Source organism: Pseudomonas sp. PME37.24/025 (assembly GCF_055556615.1).
This window is the reverse complement of the sequence record NZ_JBVHNK010000002.1, coordinates 284,041-306,500: the sequence shown is the minus strand read 5'-3', so window position 1 is coordinate 306,500 and position 22,460 is coordinate 284,041. Positions and strand designations below refer to the sequence as shown.

The following is a 22,460-nucleotide window of genomic DNA, read 5'->3' as shown; positions in this document are numbered from 1 at the left end:
TGTTGGAAAGTGATCAGACGCCCAGGTAGTCCAGGATTCCTTCAGCGGCATTGCGGCCTTCGAAGATCGCCGTTACCACCAGATCGGAACCGCGCACCATGTCGCCACCGGCGAAGATTTTCGGGTTGCTGGTCTGGTGCTTGTACTGACCTTGTTCCGGGGCCACAACGCGGCCCTGGCTGTCGGTCTGGATGCTGTGCTGTTCGAACCACGACGCCGGGCTTGGACGGAAACCGAAGGCGATGACCACGGCGTCGGCCGGGATAATCTCTTCGGAGCCCGGGATCGGCTCGGGGCTGCGACGGCCACGGGCGTCCGGTTCGCCGAGACGGGTCTCGACCACCTTCACGCCTTCGACGCGGTCTTCACCCACGATAGCGATCGGCTGACGGTTGTAGAGGAATTTCACGCCTTCTTCCTTGGCGTTCTTCACCTCTTTGCGCGAGCCCGGCATGTTTGCTTCGTCACGACGATACGCACAGGTCACCGACTTGGCGCCCTGACGGATCGACGTACGGTTGCAGTCCATCGCCGTGTCGCCACCGCCCAGCACCACGACCTTCTTGCCTTTCATGTCGACGAAATCTTCCGGCGACTTTTCAAAGCCCAGGTTGCGGTTGACGTTGGCGATCAGGAAGTCGAGCGCGTCATACACGCCCGGTAGATCTTCACCGGCAAAGCCGCCCTTCATGTAGGTATAGGTGCCCATGCCCATGAACACGGCATCGTATTCTTCGAGCAGTTGCTCGATGGTCACGTCCTTGCCGATTTCGGTGTTCAGGCGGAACTCGATGCCCATGCCGGTGAAGACTTCGCGGCGATTGCTCAGCACGGTCTTTTCCAGCTTGAACTCGGGGATGCCAAAGGTCAGCAGACCGCCGATTTCCGGGTTCTTGTCGAATACCACCGGGGTCACGCCGCCACGTACCAGCACGTCGGCACAGCCCAGGCCGGCAGGGCCCGCGCCGATAACCGCGACACGCTTGCCGGTCGGTTTGACCTTGGACATGTCCGGGCGCCAGCCCATGGCGAATGCGGTGTCGGTGATGTACTTCTCGACCGAACCAATGGTCACCGCACCAAAACCGTCGTTAAGGGTGCAGGCACCCTCACACAGACGATCCTGGGGACAAACCCGGCCGCAGACTTCCGGCAGGGTGTTGGTCTGGTGCGACAGCTCGGCGGCCTGAAGGATGTTGCCCTCGGCCACTAGCTTGAGCCAGTTCGGAATGAAGTTGTGCACAGGGCACTTCCATTCGCAATACGGGTTACCGCAACCCAGGCAGCGGTGGGCCTGGTCGGCCGACTGCTGGGGTTTGAAGGGTTCGTAGATTTCCACGAACTCTTTCTTGCGTTGACGCAACAGTTTCTTCTTCGGATCCTTGCGCCCGACATCGATGAACTGGAAGTCGTTATTCAGACGTTCAGCCATTGTTAAAACCTCATCAAACTCTTCAGGCGCATATCACTGCGGGTTGGCACGGGTGCTGGAAAGCAACGATTTCAGGTTGGCAGCCTTGGGCTTGACCAGCCAGAAACGACGCAAATAGTCATCGAGGTTTTCAGCGAGGTTACGACCCCACTCGCTGTCGGTTTCCTCGACGTATTCGTTCAGCACGCGTTGCAGGTGGCTGCGATAGGCTTCCATCGCCTCACCGCTGATCCGCTGGATTTCCACCAGTTCGTGGTTGACCCGGTCAACGAAAGTGTTGTCCTGGTCGAGCACGTAGGCGAAACCGCCGGTCATGCCTGAGCCGAAGTTGTAACCGGTCTTGCCCAACACACAGACGAAACCACCGGTCATGTACTCGCAGCAGTGATCGCCAGTGCCTTCCACGACGGTGTGAGCACCGGAGTTACGCACCGCGAAACGCTCGCCCGCGGTACCGGCGGCGAACAGCTTGCCCCCGGTGGCGCCATACAGGCAGGTGTTGCCGATAATGGCGCTGTCCTGAGTCTTGTAGATGCTGCCCTTCGGCGGAACGATGACCAGTTTGCCGCCGGTCATGCCTTTGCCGACGTAGTCGTTGGCGTCGCCTTCCAGGTACATGTTCAGGCCGCCAGCGTTCCACACACCGAAGCTCTGACCGGCCGTCCCTTTGAAGCGGAAGGTGATCGGCGCATTCGCCATGCCTTGGTTGCCGTGCTTGCGAGCGATTTCACCGGAGATCCGCGCGCCGATCGAACGGTCGCAGTTGCAGATATCCAGCGCGAAATCGGCGCCGCTCATGTCGTTGATGGCCGAAGTGGCCAGGTCGACCATTTTCTCGGCCAGCAGGCCTTTGTCGAATGGTGGGTTGCGGTCCACCTGGCAGAACTGAGGCTTGTCCGCCGGGATGTGATCGCTGCCCAGCAATGGCGTCAGGTCCAGGTGTTGCTGCTTGGCGGTCTGGCCTTCGAGGATGTCCAGCAGATCGGTACGACCGATCAGCTCTTCGAGGGAGCGCACGCCCAGCTTGGCCAGCCACTCACGGGTTTCTTCGGCGACGTAGGTGAAGAAATTCACCACCATGTCGACGGTGCCGATGTAGTGATCCTTACGCAGCTTCTCGTTCTGAGTCGCGACGCCGGTGGCGCAGTTGTTCAGGTGGCAAATACGCAGGTACTTGCAGCCCAGCGCGATCATCGGCGCGGTGCCGAAGCCGAAGCTTTCAGCGCCGAGGATGGCAGCCTTGATCACGTCGAGGCCGGTTTTCAGGCCGCCGTCGGTTTGTACCCGCACTTTGCCGCGCAGGTCGTTGCCGCGCAGGGTCTGGTGGGTTTCGGCCAAGCCGAGTTCCCACGGTGCGCCCGCGTATTTGATCGAGGTCAGTGGCGATGCACCGGTACCGCCGTCGTAGCCGGAAATGGTGATCAAGTCCGCGTAGGCCTTGGCCACACCGGCAGCGATGGTGCCGACGCCGGCTTCTGCAACCAGCTTCACCGAGACCAAAGCCTTCGGGTTAACTTGTTTCAGGTCGAAAATCAGCTGCGACAAGTCTTCGATCGAATAGATGTCGTGGTGTGGTGGAGGCGAGATCAGGGTCACGCCCGGCACTGCGTAACGCAGCTTGGCGATCAGACCGTTGACCTTGCCACCTGGCAGCTGACCACCTTCGCCGGGCTTGGCGCCCTGAGCGACTTTGATCTGCAGCACTTCAGCGTTGACCAGGTATTCCGGGGTCACACCGAAACGGCCAGTCGCAACCTGTTTGATTTTCGAGCTCTTGATGGTGCCGTAACGCGCCGGGTCTTCGCCGCCTTCGCCGGAGTTGGAACGCGCGCCGAGGCGGTTCATGGCTTCGGCCAGGGCTTCGTGAGCTTCCGGCGACAATGCGCCCAAAGAGATGCCCGCGGAGTCGAAGCGCTTGAGCACCGATTCCAGCGGTTCGATCTCGCTGATGTCCAGCGGCGTGTCCAGGGTTTTGACTTTGAACAGGTCGCGGATCATCGACACCGGACGGTTGTCCACCAGCGCCGTGTATTCCTTGAACTTGCTGTAGTCGCCCTGCTGCACAGCCGCTTGCAGGGTGCTGACCACGTCCGGGTTGTAGGCGTGATATTCGCCGCCGTGGACGAACTTCAGCAGGCCGCCTTGCTGGATTGGCTTGCGCGGGCTCCAGGCTTCGGCCGCCAGGGCTTTCTGCTCGGCTTCGATATCGACGAAACGCGCACCCTTGATGCGGCTTGGCACGCCACGGAAGCTCAGTTCGCAGACTTCTTCGGACAGGCCGATGGCTTCGAACAACTGTGCACCACGATACGACGTGATGGTCGAGATACCCATCTTCGAGAGGATCTTGAGCAGCCCTTTGGTGATGCCTTTGCGGTAGTTCTTGAACACCTCGTAGAGGTCGCCCAGCACTTCACCGGTGCGGATCAGGTCGCCCAGCACTTCATAAGCCAGGAACGGATAGACCGCCGAGGCGCCGAAACCGATCAGCACCGCGAAGTGATGCGGGTCACGAGCAGTAGCGGTTTCTACCAGAATGTTGGAGTCGCAACGCAGGCCTTTTTCGGTCAGGCGGTGGTGTACCGCGCCGGTGGCGAGCGAAGCGTGGATCGGCAACTTGCCCGGGGCGATATGACGGTCACTCAGCACAATCTGGGTGCGACCGGCACGCACGGCTTCTTCAGCCTGATCGGCGACATTACGCACCGCCGCTTCGAGGCCGACGCTCTCGTCATAGTTGAGGTCGATGATCTGACGCTCGAAGCCTGGGCGATCGAGGTTCATCAGCGAACGCCACTTGGCCGGGGAAACGACCGGCGAGCTGAGGATCACGCGCGAGGCGTGTTCCGGCGACTCCTGGAAGATATTGCGCTCGGCGCCGAGGCAGACTTCCAGCGACATGACGATGGCTTCGCGCAGCGGGTCGATCGGCGGGTTGGTCACCTGCGCGAACTGCTGGCGGAAATAGTCGTACGGCGTGCGCACACGCTGGGACAGCACAGCCATCGGCGTATCGTCGCCCATCGAGCCGACGGCTTCGTAGCCTTGCTCGCCGAGCGGACGCAGCACCTGGTCGCGCTCTTCGAACGTGACCTGATACATCTTCATGTACTGCTTGAGCTGGTCGACGTCGTAGAACGCCGATCCATGGTCGTTGTCTTCCATGGTCGCCTGGATGCGCAGGGCATTCTTGCGCAGCCATTGCTTGTACGGATGCCGGGACTTCAAACGGTTGTCGATGGCATCGGTGTCGAGGATCTGACCGGTTTCAGTGTCCACGGCAAAGATCTGCCCCGGACCGACGCGGCCCTTGGCGATCACGTCTTCAGGCTGGTAGTTCCAGACGCCGATTTCCGAGGCCAGGGTAATGAAGCCGTTCTTGGTGGTGACCCAACGCGCCGGACGCAGACCGTTACGGTCGAGCAGGCACACCGCGTAACGACCGTCGGTCATGACCACGCCGGCCGGGCCGTCCCACGGTTCCATGTGCATCGAGTTGTATTCGTAGAACGCACGCAGATCCGGGTCCATGGTTTCGACGTTCTGCCACGCAGGCGGAATGATCATCCGCACGCCACGGAACAGGTCGATACCACCGGTAACCATCAACTCGAGCATGTTGTCCATGCTGGAGGAGTCGGAACCTACACGGTTAACCAGCGGGCCAAGTTCTTCCAGATCCATCAGGTCATTGGTGAACTTGGTGCGACGGGCCACGGCCCAGTTGCGGTTGCCGGTGATGGTGTTGATCTCGCCGTTGTGGGCGAGGAAGCGGAACGGCTGCGCCAGCGGCCATTTCGGCAAGGTGTTGGTGGAGAAGCGCTGGTGGAACACGCAGATTGCGGTTTGCAGGCGCTGGTCGCTCAGGTCTGGATAGAAGGCGGTCAGGTCCGCCGGCATCATCAGGCCTTTGTAAATGATGGTCTTGTGGGAAAAGCTGCAGATGTAGTGATCGACGTCAGCGGCGTTGGCCACGGACGAACGACGACGGGCGCTGAACAGCTTGATCGCCATGTCCTGATCGCTCAGGCCTTCACCACCGATGAACACTTGTTCGATCTGCGGCAGGCGCTCGAGGGCCAGACGGCCGAGGACGCTGGTGTCGATCGGCACTTTGCGCCAGCCGACCAGGGTCAGGCCTTCGGCCAGGATCTCGCGATTCATGTTCTCGCGAGCGGCTTCAGCTTTGACCGGGTCCTGGTTGAAGAAGACCATGCCCACGGCATATTGCTTGGGCAGTTCGACGCCGAAGGTTTCCTGGGCAATCGCACGCAGGAATACATCCGGCTTTTGAATCAGCAGACCGCAACCGTCACCGGTCTTGCCGTCGGCGTTGATCCCACCGCGGTGGGTCATGCAGGTCAGGGCCTCAATGGCCGTTTGCAAAAGGGTATGACTGGGCTCGCCCTGCATATGGGCTATCAGGCCGAAACCGCAGTTATCCTTGAATTCATCTGGTTGGTACAGACCTGCTTTCATAGACACTTTCTCACCAGGCTGCCTCTTGTCGAGGCAAATTTCTTTTCAATTCAACCGGTTACCATCCACGCCGAACGTACGCCAGCTTTGCGGGGGCAAAAGGGAGGTCATTGTACACACCGACACTGAGGCTCACAAATTTGACGACGAAATGTCGCAAATCTATGTCGCATTTGTGAAAGGTTTAAAGCGATATGCTGTGCTAGTCAAAACTTTTTTTAATTTTGACCGCAACGACTCAAAGACCACTGTGACGCAGACACCACAAGGCACGCGGCCTGGAGAGACGGCATGCGCTTGCAGAAATTTTGAGGTGCTTGGAGAGGCGGCCTGGGTAAGGCCGCCGAATCTTCAGCGAGTTGTTGCCAGTTCCTGTTGGACGCTGGCGACAGTGCGAGGCCAAGGTTTACCAGCCTGAACCTTCGCTGGCAAGGCCTTGATGGCGGTAACGGCTGCATCGCGGTTGGCGAAGCTACCGTAGGTGATGACGTAAAGCGGCTTGCCGTTGAGTACTTTCTTGAAATAACGGTACTCGCCGCCCTGCTCCTTGACGAAGCTCAGCGCGGCCGATTCGGAGCTGGTGCCAAGGATTTGCACCACGTAGTTACCCGACGCCTGGCCTGCGTACCAGCTGCCGCCGGCTGCTTTAGCCACAGCGACAGGCTTCTCGGCAGGTTTGGCGGCGGCGACCGGCTTGGCGGGCGCTGGAGCCGGTTTGGCAACAGGTGCAGGCGCGGGCTTGGCTGTAGCGACCTGAGTCGGCGCTGGAACCGGTTTGGCGGCAGGCGTTGGCGCCGGGCCCGGCTGGATGCCGGCAGGCGGCGCAGTCGTGGTCACGGTTGGCGGTGTAGCGCTGGAGCCTTCGACCGGCACGCCGTCGTCGCCTTCGGTGATACCACCGGCGGCTTCGGCCAATGGACCACGCATCACCGGCTGCGAGTTGCCGACCAACGGCAACGGCATCGGCTGCGAGTTACCGGCGAACTCCACGGCGGGAGCGCCACCACTGTCAGATTGTGGCGTGCCCTGGCCCAGCGGCAGTTGCGCCTGTTCGTTGGCAGGCGCGCCGGTGGTCGGCGCTTTGCTGCGACCCGGCATCAACCAGGCGGCGGCTACCGCGACCACGACAACGGCGGAAATCGCCAATACGTGTTTCTTCGGCATGTTGAACCCCATACTTGGACGCTTCACCGCTGAGCGGCTGGCAATCATGGCTTCGATCATCGCATCGCGGGCGACCTGGTTGATGGTGCCAGGCCAACCGTCGGAGCTTTCGTGAATATCAGAGATCTGATCCGCGGTGAAAAGTTCGATACCCCGGCCAGCGCCTTCGAGACGCTGGTCCAGATATTCGCGGGTTTCTTCTTCGGTGTAAGGCTGCAATTCGATAACGTGGAAACGCTCTTCCTCGAGGCTCAGGGCTTCAAGTTGAGCAATCATCGAGGACTCGCCAAACAGAAACACGTGCGGGCGACCTTCCGGCGCACCAGCGGCCAAGGCCAGCAAGGCTTCCAGCGCGGATTCGTCGAGTTGCTCGGCATCATCCACCAGCAAATAGACTTCCTGCCCCGTGAGGGCAAGCTGTACCACTTGGGCCAGGATGGCGCCGATTTCGGCCTGCTCGACGTCCAGCGCCTGAGCCACCTGACGCAGCATACCGGCTGCATCGCCCGCGCCACGGGCGGAAACCACCACGCTCTGCACTGACTGTTTGTTGGTGCTGGCCACCAGGGCCTGACGCAACAGGGTTTTGCCGCTGCCTTGAGGGCCAGTGACCACCAGCAACAACTGGCTGTAACGGGCCAGATGATGCAGCTGTCCCAGCACCGGTTTACGCTGGGCCGGGAAAAATTTGAAGCCAGGCACCCGTGGAGCGAAAGGGTCATGACTTAACTGGTAATGGCCGAGGAAAGCCTCGTCGGCATGCAAACTAGTCATCGGGATCTTATTAACCTTTAAGCTGAGCCAGGGCGCGGTAATCCGCCCCCAGCGTGGCCTGTAAAACCTCTTTCGGATAATCGTCGGTCACCACTGCTTCGCCCATGTGGCGCAGCAGCACCAGGCGCAAACGACCGTCGATCACTTTCTTGTCAATTGCCATGTGTTCGAGAAAATCGGCTTCGCTCATCTCTTCCGGCGGAATGACCGGCAGGCCGGCACGCTGGAACAGACGAATACCGCGATCACGTTCCTGTTCGCTGATCCAGCCCAGGCGCGCAGACATTTCCAATGCCATTACGGTGCCAGCAGCGACTGCTTCGCCATGCAACCAGACACCATAGCCCATGTGGGTTTCGATCGCATGGCCGAAGGTGTGGCCCAAGTTCAACGTGGCACGCACACCGGTCTCTTTCTCGTCGGCACCGACTACCGCAGCCTTGGCCGCGCAGGAGCGTTCAATGGCGTAAGTCAGGGCGGTCTGGTCCAGCGTTCGCAGGCGATCGACGTTTTCTTCGAGCCAGGTCAGGAATGGCTCGTCGCAGATCAGCCCGTATTTGATGACTTCCGCCAGCCCGGCGGACAGTTCGCGGGGCGGCAAGGTGTTTAGGGTGGCGGTATCGATCAGCACTACATTCGGCTGATAGAAGGCGCCGACCATGTTCTTGCCCAGCGGGTGATTGATCCCGGTCTTGCCGCCCACCGAGGAGTCGACTTGCGACAGCAACGTGGTCGGGACCTGAATGAAATCGACACCGCGCTGATAACAGGCGGCAGCAAAACCGGCCATGTCACCAATCACACCGCCACCGAGGGCGATTACCGTGGTGCGGCGGTCATGCCGTGCGGTCAGCAGACCGTCGAAAATCAGTTGCAGGGTTTCCCAGGTTTTGAAGGCTTCGCCATCGGGCAGCACCACGGAAATCACCGAGAACTGCGCAAGACTGCGAGTCAGACGCTCGAGGTAGAGCGGCGCGACGGTCTCGTTGGAGATGATCGCCACCTGCCGCCCGCGGATATGCGGGACCAGCAGCTCAGGCTGATCCAACAAACCTTCGCCAATATGAATCGGGTAGCTGCGCTCGCCTAGATCGACCTTGAGTGTCTGCATGTGTCCCCACAGTGAAGATTGAATCAGGCATCCTGCCTTCAGTTTACGAATTTCATGACGTCTGCTGGTGCGACGCCGTTCGGTAGCCAGCCGCCACAACCTTGAGCGACTGCGACAGGACGCCGAGGATAGCGCATTTCACGCCACGCATTAACGGGGCGGTAGTTGCTGCAAGCGGTCGAGAATGTCGAGCACCACCATTCGCGGCGGCCGCTCATCGGTTTCAACCACCAGGTCGGCGATCTCCCGATACAGCGGATCACGGATCGCCAGCAAGTCCCGCAGGGTCTTGGCCGGATCAGCGGTGCGCAACAGTGGCCGGTTGCGGTCGCGAGCTGTTCGGCCGACCTGCTGCTCGACAGACGCATGCAGATAGACCACCCGACCACCGGCGTGCAGCGCTCGACGATTGGCTTCGCGCATCACCGCGCCGCCACCGGTCGCCAACACCACGCCGTCGAATGCGCACAACTCGGCAATCATCGCCTGCTCGCGGTCACGAAAGCCCGGTTCGCCTTCCTTATCGAAAATCCACGGGATATTGGCGCCCGTGCGCAATTCAATTTCCTTATCGGAATCTTTGAATGGCAGGCGCAGCTCTTTGGCCAGCAAACGGCCGATGGTGCTTTTTCCAGCCCCCATCGGTCCAACAAGAATCAAATTTCGCACAGAATCAATGACTCACAGCAATCGCCTGATTGTTCATGATACGCGGAGTGAGAAATACCAGCAGCTCGGATTTTTTCTCCGAAACCACATCACGCCGGAAAAGGCGGCCAAGATACGGCACATCACCGAGAAATGGCACCTTATCTACAACCTTGCTCTGAGTATTTGAGAAAACCCCACCAATGACGATAGTCTCGCCGTCGTTAACCAATACCTTGGCGTTGACCTCGTTTTTCTTGATCGGCGGTACATCCTGCACTTTGTTCAGGTAGTCCGGTTCGTCCTTGGTGACCTTGACCTCCATGATGATTCGATTGTCCGGCGTGATCTGCGGAGTCACTTCCAGGGACAGCGAAGCTTCCTTGAACGACACCGAGGTGGCGCCGCTGGAACTGGCTTCCTGATAGGGGATCTCGGTGCCCTTGAGGATTTTCGCGGTTTCCTTGTCGGACGTGACCACCTTGGGCTGCGAGACGATTTCCCCGTTGCCGGTTTTCTCCATGGCCGAAAGCTCAAGGTCCAGCAGCACGTTGTCGGTAATGAAGGCGATGCCGATCCCCGAGGTGTTGCCAGAGGTCCCCAGGTCGACGAACGGCGAGTTAGTGCTGGTGCTTCCCGGAGTACCAATGGTGGTCGAAGAGCCGTTGACCCCGGATGTGTTCCAATTACCCTTCTGCGCCGAACCACCCCAGCGTACGCCTAAGCTTTTGTCGTAATCGACGTTGGCTTCGACAATGCGTGCCTCGATCATCACCTGACGCACCGGGATATCCAGCTGCGCAACAATGCGACGCAGTTCGTCGAGGCGATCCTGGGTCTGGTAGGCAATGATGTTGTTGGTTCGCTCATCGACAGTAATTGAACCTCGCTCGTCGACTTTCGTGTCGGCGCTGGTCACTGACTGGAACAGCTTGGCGATATCGGCGGCCTTGGCGTAGTTGACCTGTAACAGCTCGCGACGCAGAGGCGCCAGTTCGGAGATCTGCTTCTGCGACTCCAGCTCCTGACGCTCTCGGGCAGCGATTTCATCAGCCGGCGCCACCAGCAGCACGTTACCGATCTTGCGTTTATCCAGACCTTTGGTTTTCAGCACCAGGTCCAGCGCTTGATCCCACGGCACATTCTGCAAACGCAACGTGATGCCGCCCTGCACCGTGTCGCTGGCCACCAGATTGAGGTTGGTGAAATCGGCGATCAGTTGCAGCACCGAGCGCACATCGATGTCTTGAAAATTCAGCGAGAGTTTTTCGCCGGTGTAGGCAAAGCGTTCGGTGTTGCGCTTCTGCAAGTCGTCGGCAGTCATCGGCCGAATGCTGACGGTCAGTTTGTTGTCGGTCTGGTAGGTCGAATAATCGAAGGCGCCACTGGGCTCGATACTGATAATGGCCCGGTCGCCCGTGGCGCTGGCGTTGACGAACTGCACCGGCGTAGCGAAATCCTTGACGTCGAGGCGTACACGCAACCGTTCAGGCAGTTGGGTCTTGGTGAAACCGACGATGATTTTGCCATCACGTTCCTGGATGTCCGGGGCGATCGACGGATCCGACAGATCAATGACCACATTGCCCTCACCCTGGGTGCCGCGCTGGAAATCCACGCCCCGGATGGCTTTGCCCACGGGTGCATTGACCCTGGCGGGCGCCGGTATCGCAGTAGCTGCGCGCGGTGCGTTGGTGATCGGCTTGGGCGCCTTGCTAGCGGGCCCTTGCCCGACGACCACGAACAGATTGTTGCCTTCGACGCGGGCGTTGTATGGAGTCAATTGAGTCAGGCTGATGATCAGCCGTGTGCGGTCCTTGGCCTCAACCACCGTAGCGCTGCGGGCATTGCCGCCGCCCAGGTCCCGATTCTTGTTCGCCAGCTGACTGGTGACCCCCGGCAGGTCCAGCGCAATCCGCGCAGGCTGCTCTGTCGTGTAACCGTGAGGCTGCGGCGGCGGCCCATCGAACGACAACTTCAACTCGACACGGTCACCGGGCAACGCAGCGACATCCAGCGCTTTGAGGTTGGCCGCCACTACCATCGGCGACAGAAACGCTATCCATAGCGAAATACCGAAGGTTGAGAAAATCCTGTTCATTATTCGAGTTCCACTATGAGTGCTCTTTCAAAGGGATGGTTCGCGGCCGTTCCAGCCAGGCACCTTCGCCATCGGGAACGATTTCGACCACGTCGACTTGCGAACCGCTGATGGCGACGATCCGCCCATCGTTACGCCCCAGGTAATCGCCGACTTTCAGCCGATGCACGCCGCCCGCCCCGCGCAACAGCGCAAAGGAGCCAGCTGCATTGGAGATCGTGCCGACCATTTCAAATTGCTCGATGTTGAAACCTTCGAGGTACTGCTTGACCCGGTTGGGGTCGGGTTTGACGTTGCGCGAGCCATGCTTCTGGCCGGCCAGATCGACTCTGACCTGCCGGGAGAACGGGCTACGCAGGTTGGCAGCGTTGTAGGTGAATGTCGGGTAAGACCGGAATGTCGGCGTTGGTTCAATCTTGCCGGGCGCACGCAGGCGCACTTCGTTCAGATAGGCGTCCAGGTCACTGAAATCAGTGTCGCCGCCACAACCGGCCAGGACGACCAGACACATACCCATCGACAGGCAACGAATCGGGCTCATTTCTGCAACCCCTTGTCGTTGTAGCGATAGGTCTTGGCAAGGATGCTCATGCGCAACTTCGGACCATCAGGATTGGCCGGCGCCAAGTCGAAGTCATGCAGGGTGACGATCCGCGGCAGCCCGGCCACGCCGCTGACGAAAGTGGCCAGGTCGTGATAAGCGCCGGTGACGGTGATCTGGATAGGCAGCTCGATGTAGAACTGCTGGGTGACCTCCGGAAGCAGCTTGATTTCTTCGAACTCCAGGCCGCTGCCCAGACCAGTGCGGGTGATATCTTCCAGCAGGCCGGGCACTTCGGTGTCGCTGGGCAATTGCCGTAATAGCATGCCGAAGGAGTTCTCCATTTCCTTCATTTGCTGGGTATACAGCTCCAGATTCGCCGCCATATGGGCTTTGGTCGCGAATTGCTCCCTGAGCGTCGACTCTTCCTCGCGCCTGAGTTGCAAGTGGTTTTGCAGATCGCTGATCAAGAAGCTGTAGCCCAGGGCCATCACCAGAACCATCAGCAGGACACTCGCCAGAACCTTGATCGCCGGTGGCCAGGAACCCATGTTGTTGGTGTCCAGATCGTTGATGTCGATCTGGCGTAACCCTTCGAACCATTCGGACAGTTTCATTTAGCGCCCCCCACAACTGCGGGCTGAGTCTGACGGACGGTCAACTGAAAAACATTAGCCTGATCCAGCTGACCGGCGGTGGTCGCTTTGACTTCCGTAAGGTTGGGCGCATCGAACCAGTCGGAGGCATCAAGATTGCGCATCAGATCCGAAACACGATTGTTGGACTCCGCCGCGCCGGTGATAGACAACGTCTTGCCGAGCATTTTCACTTCGGTGAAATAAACTCCTTCCGGCAAAGTACGCGCCAATTGATCGAAAATCCTGCCGCTGATCGGCCGGTTGCCTTGCAGGTCCTGAATAATGCGCATGCGCTCGACGAGTTGCTGTCGACGGGCCTTCAAGTCGCTGATCTGCTTGATCCGCTCGTCGACCACCGCAATCTGCTTACTGATGTAATCGTTACGCGCAACTTGCCGATCAATGGCGCCGTCAATGACCTGGTCCGCGATCAGCAATGCCCCCACTGACCCCACCAGCACACCGACCAACGCCAGTAAAAAGCGCTTGCGACGCCCTTCGCGCAACTCTTCACGCCAGGGTAAAAGATTGATCCGCGCCATCAGTCGAAACTCCTGAGGGCCAGCCCACAGGCAATCATCAGTGCCGGGGCATCGCTCGCCAGGGCCCCGGCGTTGACCTTGCTGCTCAGGGTCATGTTGGAGAATGGATTGGCGACCTGGGTCGGCGTACCCAGTCGCTGCTCGATCAATCGCTCCAGCCCGGGGACCGAGGCAGTGCCGCCAGCCAAGAGGATGTGATCGACCGAGTTGTACTGGCCGGAGGCAAAGAAAAACTGCAACGAACGCGACACCTGTTGCACCAACGCATCACGAAACGGCTGCAAGACCTCGCTGACGTAATCGTCCGGCAAACCGCCCTGCTTCTTCGCCAGCCCCGCCTGCTCGACCGTCAGGCCATAACGACGCTGGATCTCTTCCGTCAATTGACGGCCGCCGAACAATTGTTCGCGGGTGTAGATGATCCGCCCATTGTGCAGCACGCTCAGGGTGGTCATGGTGGCACCGATATCGACCACCGCCACGGTCAGACGCTCCTGAGAGGCGGCCAACTGGGTTGCCAGCAGACCGAACGATCGCTCCAGGGCATAGGCTTCAACATCGACCACTCGCGCGGTCAGCCCGGCCAGAGCCAGGGCCGCTTCGCGGACCTCGACGTTTTCCTTGCGACAGGCCGCCAGCAGCACATTGACCCGTTCGGGGTTGCGCGGCGACGCGCCCTGCACTTCGAAATCGATCGCCACTTCATCCAGTGGATAAGGAATGTACTGATCGGCCTCGATCTTCAGCTGGTTTTCCATCTCGTCGTCGGAAAGACCGGCGTCCATCTCGATGGTCTTGGTGATCACCGCCGAGCCGGCCACCGCCACGGCAACGTTCCTGAGGCTGGTTTTGGCCTTGGATAGCACCCGCGCAAGAGCCTGCCCCACACCTTCGAGCTCGGCGATATTTTTCTCGACCACGGCACTGGCGGGCAGCGGTTCGACCGCATAGGCCTCGACCCGATAGCGGTCGCCCTGGCGACTTAGCTCCAGTAGCTTCACCGACGTGGAGCTGATGTCGATCCCCAAAAGCGTATTGGCTTTTTTATTGAAGAGTCCTAGCACTACCAATTCCCTATGACTATCCGTGAGTTACGGACTCTGTAATATCCATTGCGTTCAATACCCCCCGTCTTGACAGAAGCGCAAATGACGCCCCCAACGGAAAAATGCTTATAATGCCGAGCGTTTTTTCCGCTTTCACTGCAAGCGCGGGTCATTCTCTGTATAGCCTGAACCCTGATGCCTAATTCATTCTTTGCCCTGGATATCCAAAAGCCTTGATTCGTCTGCTGAAATTTTTCGGTTGGTCCATCGTCGCCGTTTTCTGCGGACTGCTCCTGGGTCTGAGCGGCGCTTTTCTTTACCTTAGCCCCGGATTGCCATCCGTGGAGGCGCTGAGAAGTATTCAGTTGCAGATTCCTTTACGGGTGTACAGCAGCGACAACAAGTTGATCGCAGAATTTGGCGAAATGCGCCGCACGCCGATCCGTTTCGCCGACATTCCCCCCAATTTCATTAATGCGTTACTAAGTGCTGAAGACGACAATTTCGCCAACCACTACGGCGTCGATCCCAGCAGCCTGATGCGGGCCGCTACCCAACTGGTAAAAAGCGGACACATTCAGTCCGGCGGTAGCACCATCACCATGCAGGTGGCGAAGAATTTCTTCCTCACCAGCGAACGCAGCTTCTCGCGCAAAACCACCGAAATCCTCCTGGCGCTGCAGATCGAACGACAGCTGACCAAGGACGAGATCCTCGAGCTGTACGTCAACAAGATCTATCTGGGCAACCGCGCCTATGGCATCGAGGCGGCGGCACAGGTCTATTACGGCAAGTCGATTCGTGACGTCAGCCTGGCGCAGATGGCGATGATCGCCGGCCTGCCAAAAGCCCCCTCGCGCTTCAACCCGCTGGCCAACCCGGCCCGCAGCAAGGAGCGTCGCGACTGGATCCTTGGGCGCATGTACAAGCTCGGCAAGATCACCGAAGCCGACTACACCACTGCGATCAATGAGCCGCTGAACGCCAGCTACCATGTGCCGACCCCGGAAGTGAACGCTCCGTACATCGCCGAAATGGCCCGTGCCGAAATGGTCGGCCGCTATGGCAGCGATGCGTACACCGAAGGTTTCCGTGTCACCACCACGGTACCGAGTGATTTGCAGGAGATGGCCAACACCGCGGTTCACGAAGGCTTGATGACCTACGATCAACGGCACGGTTATCGCGGCCCCGAGTCACGTCTGCCGGGTAAAACCCGAGAGGCCTGGACCCTGGAGCTGACCAAGCAGCGGACCATCAGCAGCCTGGAACCGGCGATCGTGACCCAGATCGACAAGAACGGCGTGCAGGTGCTGACCCGCAGCGGCGAAGAACACGTTGCCTGGGACACCATGAAGTGGGCTCGCCCCTTCCTGAACACCAACAGCATGGGCGCCAATCCGAAGCAGCCGTCGGATGTCGCGCAGGTCGGTGATCTGATTCGCGTGCAGCGTCAGCCAGACAATTCGCTCAAATTCAGCCAGATTCCGCAGGCCCAGGGCGCACTGGTTTCCCTCGACCCACAGAACGGCGCCATTCGTTCGCTGGTCGGCGGGTTCGCCTTCGAGCAGAGCAACTACAACCGCGCCATGCAGGCCAAGCGTCAGCCGGGCTCAAGCTTCAAGCCATTCGTCTACAGCGCCGCCCTGGACAACGGCTATACCGCCGCCAGCCTGGTGAACGACGCACCGATCGTGTTCGTCGACGAGTACCTGGACAAGGTCTGGCGTCCAAAAAACGACACCAACACCTTCCTCGGCCCGATCCGCATGCGTGAAGCGCTCTACAAATCGCGCAACCTGGTATCGATCCGCCTGCTGCAAGCGCTGGGCGTCGACCGCACCATCGACTACATCAGCAAATTCGGCTTCAACAAGCAGGACCTGCCGCGCAACCTGTCCCTGGCCCTGGGCACCGCGACCCTGACACCAATGGAAATCGCCACCGGCTGGAGCACCTTCGCCAACGGCGGCTACAAGATCACTCCGTACATCATCGACAAGATTGAAAGCCGCAACGGCGACACGCTATTCGTCGCCAACCCGCCGAGCGTTCCAAAAGGCACCGTCGCCAGCGATGGCATCGCCGTGCCGGCCTACAACACCTTCACAGTCAACGCCATTCCAGGCGAAGCACCGAGCACCCAGCCAGTGCCACAAACACCAGCCGTGGCCGAACGTATCGTCGATGGGCGCACCACTTACATTCTCAACAGCATGCTTGAGGATGTGATCAAACTCGGCACCGGCCGCCGTGCACTAGCCTTGGGCCGCAGCGACATCGCGGGCAAGACCGGCACCACCAACGAATCCAAGGACGCCTGGTTCTCCGGCTACAACGCCGATTACGTGACCACCGTCTGGACCGGTTTCGACCAGCCGGAAAGCCTGGGCAAACGCGAGTTCGGCGGCACCGTTGCCTTGCCGATCTGGATGAACTACATGGCGGCGGCCCTCAAAGACAAACCGCCCCACACCCAAGCGGAACCCGAGGGCATTCTCAGCCTGCGCGTCGACCCGGTCAGCGGTCGTGCAGCCACTCCAGGCACGCCAGGTGCCTACTTCGAGCTGTTCAAGGCAGAAGACACGCCACCATCGGTGAACGAGCTGGGTAACGGCAATGTGCCGGGCAGCCCGTTGCCAGCGGATGAGGCGGCGCCGATCGATTTGTTCTGATCGTGTAGCGACACCAAAAAGCCCCGCCTTCGAAAGATGAGCGGGGCTTTTTATTGCCTGCCGGTTATGCGCTGAATGACCCGACCCCTTCGCGGGCAAGCCCGCTCCCACAAGGTTCTGTGGCGCTATCAGGGGTTGTGAACCAAAGCGATCCCTGTGGGAGAGCGGGCTTGCCCGCGAAGAGGCCCTTACAAACGATGCAAAACCCTCAGATACAAAAAAGCCCCGACTCAGAGCGAGCCAGGGCTTTTGGTTGAAGCGCTACAACGGCTTAGCCGTTGAACACGTCATCCACGCTTTTCAGCGGGTAGTTCTTCGGATACGGCAGGGTCGCCACACCGGTCTCGATCGCAGCCTTGGCCACGGCATCGGAGATCAGGGTGATCAGACGGGCATCCATTGGTTTCGGAATGATGTACTCACGACCGAATTCCAGTTTGATGCCGCCGTAGGCGTCGCATACTTCCTGAGGCACTGGCAGCTTGGCCAGTTCACGCAGGGCGTTGGCGGCAGCCACTTTCATTTCTTCGTTGATGCGCTTGGCGCGAACGTCCAGGGCACCACGGAAGATGAACGGGAAGCCCAGTACGTTGTTGACCTGGTTCGGGTAGTCCGAACGGCCGGTGGCCATGATCACGTCGTTACGGGTGGCGTGAGCCAGTTCCGGGGAGATTTCCGGATCCGGGTTCGAGCACGCGAACACGATCGGGTTGGCCGCCATGGATTTCAGGCCTTCAGCGCTCAGCAGGTTCGGGCCGGACAGGCCAACGAACACGTCAGCGCCTTCCAGCGCGTCAGCCAGGGTGCGCTTCTCGGTCGCGTGAGCGAACACAGCCTTGTACTGGTTCAGGTCGTCACGGCCGGAGTGGATCACACCGGTACGGTCAACCATGTAAATGTTTTCGATGTTTGCGCCCATGCTCACCAGCAATTTCATGCAGGAGATGGCAGCTGCACCGGCGCCCAGGCAGACGATCTTGGCGTCAGCCAGGGTTTTGCCAGCGATTTCCAGGGCGTTGATCATGCCGGCCGCAGTAACGATTGCGGTGCCGTGCTGGTCATCGTGGAATACCGGAATATCGCACTGCTCGATCAGAGCGCGTTCGATCTCAAAGCACTCAGGTGCCTTGATGTCTTCCAGGTTGATGCCACCGAAGGTAATGGAGATACGCTTGACGGTGTCGATAAAGGCTTGCGGGCTTTCGGAGTCGACTTCGATGTCGAACACGTCGATACCGGCGAAGCGCTTGAACAGCACACCTTTACCTTCCATAACCGGCTTGGAAGCCAATGGGCCGAGGTTACCCAGGCCCAGAATCGCGGTGCCATCGGAAATGACTGCAACCAGGTTGCCTTTGCCGGTGTATTTGTAGGCCAGTTCAGGATCGCGGGCGATTTCGCGCACTGGTTCGGCTACGCCGGGGCTGTAGGCCAGCGACAGGTCGCGGGCGGTAGCGGTGGCCTTGGTGAGCTCGACACTCAGCTTCCCTGGACGGGGATGGGCGTGATATTCGAGAGCGGCAGTTTTCAAATCAGACATAGGGGCATTCCGCTTTTTACTGTTGGACAGACGGACCGCCGAGGATACTCGCCTCGCAAAGTCCTCACAAGACTGACCAGTCACCCCTGTCAAGCGCCCAGCCCTACGACTTTGGACCAAGAGCCACGGAACACAAGGGATAGACTGTTCACAATCGACAGAAAAAATGTCTACAACTTTCTCTTACGGCGCCGCCTGCAACATCGCCGAATCGGTCAGCGGCACAAGCCAGCGAGCCTGCCCCGGTTTCAACCCACCACGGCGCGAACGATCCACCACCCAGCCACGAGCCTCGATTTGCTTGCCTTTGAGCTTTTCAAGCGACGCGACATCGAATTGACCCAGCATATTGGGTGCAACCCGCAATACAACCGAATCCTGCAACTCGATCCAAACCCCGCCGCGATTGCGCTGAACCTTGCTCACACGACCACTGATCATGGCGAAACCGGACGCGCTGATCTGCTCCGCTTTCAGTACAGGTGATTGTCGCCACAGCCCGAGACCGGCCTGACGAGCACTGCGTTCGGCCGCTTGCTGGCAGGCGACCAAATCGACATTCGGTGCCACCGCCACCTGAAAACCGAGGCCCTCGGCGAGCAGCTGTGCTTCGAAGTTAGCACCATCGATGCCGTAAACATGGGCCAGGGTCCGGCCGTAATGGTCCTTGCTTTCTTTACCCGGCAGCAAACCGACGCGCCCGTCGCTGGCGGCCACCAGAGCTTCAAGGCGCTTGCGCGCGGCCACGGCGAACGGCTCGTCAGAACGCCCCTGCCTGCCCAACTCTGGCGTATTCAAACCGATCATTCGCACACTGCGGCCATCGCGCAGGCGCAAGGTGTCGCCATCCACCACCCGCTGCACCGCGACCGACGTCAGCCCGCTCGGCGCCGGGCAGAAAGCCTGGGCACCGGAAAGCCAAATCGCGGACACAAAAAAGGCGCCCGCGAGGGACGCCTTTTTCATCAGCAAGGAAAAGCCCATCGGGCCTTTCAACCTTACTCTGCAGCAGCTGGAGCTTTCTTGCCGAAAGCGCCGAAACGGTCTGCGAAGCGCTGTACACGACCGCCAGTATCCAGAGTCTTCTGCTTACCGGTGTAGAACGGGTGGCATTCGTTGCATACGTCGATCGCCAGAGGCTTGGCCAGGTTCGAACGAGTTTCGAACTTGTTGCCACAGCTGCAGGTAACTGCGGTGATTTCGTATGTTGGATGGATATCGGCTTTCATGATGTATTCCTCAGGCTAGCGTGCCGCCACTCAACACCATTGTTGAATACCGCACGTAATTAGGCCGCGGATTCTACCAGACCTTTGCAATCACGCAAGCTGTCGCTTAAACCAGTCGTCTGCTAGGCTCCCGGCCTTCTTCATCGCCCTCTCATCGAGAAAACAATCGCGTGCCCAACGCCATTCTGCGCCTCGCCCTGCCTTCGCCCCTGCGCCGCCTGTTCGATTACCGTGCCCCGGCCGGAGTCCTGCGCGCCCAGTTGCACCCGGGCATGCGCTTGCGGGTGCCGTTCGGTCGGAGGGAGATGATCGGGATTCTGGTGGAGGTCACCGACACCAGTGAAGTACCGGTAGAAAAGCTCAAACCGGCCCTGGCGCTGCTCGACGCCACGCCGCCGCTGCCCCCCGCACTGTTCAAGCTGTGCCTGTGGACCTCTCAGTATTACCAGCACAGCCTCGGCGACACGTTGAGCTGGGCACTGCCGGTACTGTTGCGACAGGGTGAACTGGCCGAAGCTCGTCAGGAACGCTTCTGGTCCGCCGCGCCCGGCGCCAGCCTTGACGACCCGCGCATCGCCCGCGCCCCGCGACAACGTGAAGCACTGGCGACCCTGGCTCAGCATCCCCACGGCGTCGCTCATCAGCTTCTGAGCAAACTGATGTTGAGCAAGGACAGCCTCGATCTGTTGCTGGCCAAGGATCTGGTGCAGGTAGACATCCGCAGGCACGCGCCCGGTGTGCGCCACGAACACTGGCTGGCGCAACCGGAACTGCCGCTCAACCCGGAGCAGCGCGCCGCTTACGAGGCGATTCGCGCCGGGTTTGACAGTTATCACGCGTTCCTGCTGGCCGGCGTCACTGGTAGTGGCAAGACTGAAGTCTATTTGCAGCTGATCCGCGAAACCCTCGAGGCCGGCAAGCAAGCCCTGGTGCTGATCCCGGAGATCAACCTCGGCCCGCAAACCCTGGCCCGATTCGAGCAGCGCTTCAATGCGCGCATCGCGCTGATCCACTCCGCCGTCAATGACCGCGAACGCCTGGAAGCCTGGCTGGCGGCACGGGATGGCGAGGCCGACATTATTATCGGTACCCGTTCGGCACTGTTCACGCCGATGAAGAACCCCGGCCTGATCATCATTGATGAAGAGCACGACGGCTCTTATAAGCAGCAGGAAGGTCTGCGTTACCACGCCCGCGACCTGGCACTGGTCCGCGCCCGGCAGGAAAACATCCCGATTGTCCTCGGCTCCGCTACACCTTCGCTGGAAAGCCTGCAAAACGCCTACACCGGTCGTTACGGCCTCCTACGCCTGAATGAGCGGGCCGGTGGCGCCAAGCAACCGCGTTTCCTGCGCCTGGACGTGAAAAGTCGCCCGCTGGACAGCGGCATTTCCGGACCGATGCAGCAAGCCATCGGTCAGACCCTGGCCGCCGGCCAGCAGGTGTTGGTGTTCCTCAATCGTCGAGGATTCGCCCCGACGCTGCTATGCCACGACTGCGGCTGGATGTCCGAGTGCAAGCGTTGCGATGCGCGGATGACCGTGCACCAGCGCTCAGGCGAACTGCGTTGTCACCATTGCGGCGAGGTCGAGCGGGTGCCCCGCCATTGCCCGAAATGCGGCAAAGTCGATTTGCGCCCTGTGGGTGCTGGTACCGAGCGTGCCGAAGAGCGGCTGGGCATCCTGTTTCCCGGTGTTCCGGTATTGCGGGTCGATCGCGACAGCACCTCGCGCAAGGATGCGATGAATCAACTGTTTGCCACCATCCAGAAAGGCCAGCCGTGCATTCTGGTCGGCACACAGATGCTTGCCAAAGGGCATCACTTTCCACGGGTGACCCTGGTGTCGATTCTGGATGCCGACGGCGGACTGTTCTCCGGCGACTTCCGTGCCAGCGAACGTATGGCGCAGTTGATCGTCCAGGTCGCCGGGCGCGCGGGGCGGGCCGAAGAGCCTGGCAAAGTGATTATCCAGACGCACCTGGCAGACCACCCGCTGCTGGTGCAGCTGACCGAACAGGGCTATTTCGCCTTTGCCGAACAGGCGCTGAGCGAACGCCGCTCCGCCGGTCTGCCACCGTTTGCTCATCTCGCACTGCTGCGGGCCGAAGCGCATAAACCAGGGCAGGCCGAAGGCTTCCTCGATGAGGCATGCAGCGAGGCCGAGCGTTTGCTGGCCGAACAGAACCTGACCGGGATTGAACTGCTCGGGCCGGTGCCGGCACCGATGGAACGCCGAGCCGGGCGTTATCGTGCGCAGTTGTTGCTGCAAGCGACGGCCCGGGCGCCACTGCATCGGTTGTTGAGCAGTTGGTTGCTGGTGTTGGAGCAGATGCCGAGCGGGCGGGCGGTGCGTTGGTCTTTGGATGTCGACCCCGTCGATTTGTATTGATTTCAAAATCGCCATCGCGGGCAAGCCCGCTCCCACAGGATCTGTGTCATGACACAGACCCTGTGGACATCGATGATTCCTGTGGGAGCCGGGCTTGCCCGCGATAGCGGTCGATTTGTCACCACATATCCATAACCTGCCCGCTATAGT

General features: G+C 60.0%; 15 protein-coding genes. 2 read left to right on the top strand and 13 right to left on the bottom strand.

All coding sequences use genetic code 11. The features are described from left to right. Positions 1-13: 13 nt before the first annotated feature. The 10 genes from ACZ3HH_RS04600 to ACZ3HH_RS04555 all read right to left on the bottom strand — a co-directional run bounded on the left by ACZ3HH_RS04600 (position 14) and on the right by ACZ3HH_RS04555 (position 14,494). Positions 14-1,432, bottom strand: coding sequence for an FAD-dependent oxidoreductase (locus ACZ3HH_RS04600; protein ID WP_465803007.1), 1,419 nt, complete (start codon positions 1,430-1,432; stop codon positions 14-16). Between the two features lie 33 nt (positions 1,433-1,465). Beyond that, complete coding sequence (gene gltB / locus ACZ3HH_RS04595) at positions 1,466-5,911, bottom strand: glutamate synthase large subunit (RefSeq protein ID WP_465803005.1); 4,446 nt, start codon at positions 5,909-5,911, stop codon at positions 1,466-1,468. Positions 5,912-6,262: 351 nt separating this feature from the next. Further along, positions 6,263-7,849 (bottom strand): AAA family ATPase, encoded by a 1,587-nt coding sequence (locus ACZ3HH_RS04590; RefSeq protein WP_465803003.1) that lies wholly within the window; start codon positions 7,847-7,849, stop codon positions 6,263-6,265. 10 nt (positions 7,850-7,859) lie between these two features. Next, on the bottom strand, positions 7,860-8,960 hold the full coding sequence (aroB, locus tag ACZ3HH_RS04585) for a 3-dehydroquinate synthase (protein ID WP_465803001.1): 1,101 nt from the start codon (positions 8,958-8,960) through the stop codon (positions 7,860-7,862). A 150-nt stretch (positions 8,961-9,110) separates the two neighbouring features. Continuing rightward, complete coding sequence (gene aroK, locus ACZ3HH_RS04580; RefSeq protein WP_201121330.1) at positions 9,111-9,629, bottom strand: shikimate kinase AroK; 519 nt, start codon at positions 9,627-9,629, stop codon at positions 9,111-9,113. A gap of 4 nt (positions 9,630-9,633) precedes the next feature. Continuing rightward, on the bottom strand, positions 9,634-11,709 hold the full coding sequence (pilQ, locus tag ACZ3HH_RS04575; RefSeq protein WP_465802999.1) for a type IV pilus secretin PilQ: 2,076 nt from the start codon (positions 11,707-11,709) through the stop codon (positions 9,634-9,636). Positions 11,710-11,722: 13 nt separating this feature from the next. Next, positions 11,723-12,250 (bottom strand): pilus assembly protein PilP, encoded by a 528-nt coding sequence (locus tag ACZ3HH_RS04570; protein WP_465802997.1) that lies wholly within the window; start codon positions 12,248-12,250, stop codon positions 11,723-11,725. Beyond that, positions 12,247-12,867: a type 4a pilus biogenesis protein PilO gene (gene pilO, locus ACZ3HH_RS04565; RefSeq protein ID WP_465802995.1), complete on the bottom strand. Its 621-nt coding sequence runs from the start codon at positions 12,865-12,867 to the stop codon at positions 12,247-12,249. Before pilO ends, ACZ3HH_RS04570 begins: the two co-directional genes overlap by 4 nt. Beyond that, entirely contained in the window at positions 12,864-13,430 is a 567-nt protein-coding gene (locus tag ACZ3HH_RS04560) for a PilN domain-containing protein (protein WP_465802993.1), read from the bottom strand. Before ACZ3HH_RS04560 ends, pilO begins: the two co-directional genes overlap by 4 nt. Then, positions 13,430-14,494 (bottom strand): pilus assembly protein PilM, encoded by a 1,065-nt coding sequence (locus ACZ3HH_RS04555; RefSeq protein ID WP_465802991.1) that lies wholly within the window; start codon positions 14,492-14,494, stop codon positions 13,430-13,432. The genes ACZ3HH_RS04560 and ACZ3HH_RS04555 overlap by 1 nt, the downstream gene beginning before the upstream one ends. A gap of 218 nt (positions 14,495-14,712) precedes the next feature. Between ACZ3HH_RS04555 and ACZ3HH_RS04550 the strand changes: the two genes are divergently transcribed. Beyond that, a complete protein-coding gene (locus ACZ3HH_RS04550) occupies positions 14,713-17,151 on the top strand; it encodes a penicillin-binding protein 1A (RefSeq protein WP_465803394.1) in 2,439 nt (812 codons plus the stop codon). Between the two features lie 271 nt (positions 17,152-17,422). Here the strand turns inward: ACZ3HH_RS04550 and ACZ3HH_RS04545 are convergent, their stop codons facing one another. The 3 genes from ACZ3HH_RS04545 to rpmE form a co-directional block, all read right to left on the bottom strand. After that, positions 17,423-18,691 carry a malic enzyme-like NAD(P)-binding protein gene (locus ACZ3HH_RS04545; RefSeq protein ID WP_007899225.1) on the bottom strand — a complete coding sequence of 423 codons (1,269 nt, stop codon included), beginning with the start codon at positions 18,689-18,691 and terminating at the stop codon, positions 17,423-17,425. 183 nt (positions 18,692-18,874) lie between these two features. Continuing rightward, positions 18,875-19,675 (bottom strand): thermonuclease family protein, encoded by an 801-nt coding sequence (locus ACZ3HH_RS04540; RefSeq protein ID WP_465802989.1) that lies wholly within the window; start codon positions 19,673-19,675, stop codon positions 18,875-18,877. A gap of 14 nt (positions 19,676-19,689) precedes the next feature. Continuing rightward, positions 19,690-19,920: a 50S ribosomal protein L31 gene (gene rpmE, locus ACZ3HH_RS04535; RefSeq protein ID WP_007899231.1), complete on the bottom strand. Its 231-nt coding sequence runs from the start codon at positions 19,918-19,920 to the stop codon at positions 19,690-19,692. Between the two features lie 170 nt (positions 19,921-20,090). Here rpmE and ACZ3HH_RS04530 point away from each other — a divergent pair, with 170 nt between their 5' ends. Next, positions 20,091-22,310 carry a primosomal protein N' gene (locus ACZ3HH_RS04530; protein ID WP_465802988.1) on the top strand — a complete coding sequence of 740 codons (2,220 nt, stop codon included), beginning with the start codon at positions 20,091-20,093 and terminating at the stop codon, positions 22,308-22,310. Positions 22,311-22,460 lie beyond the last annotated feature (150 nt).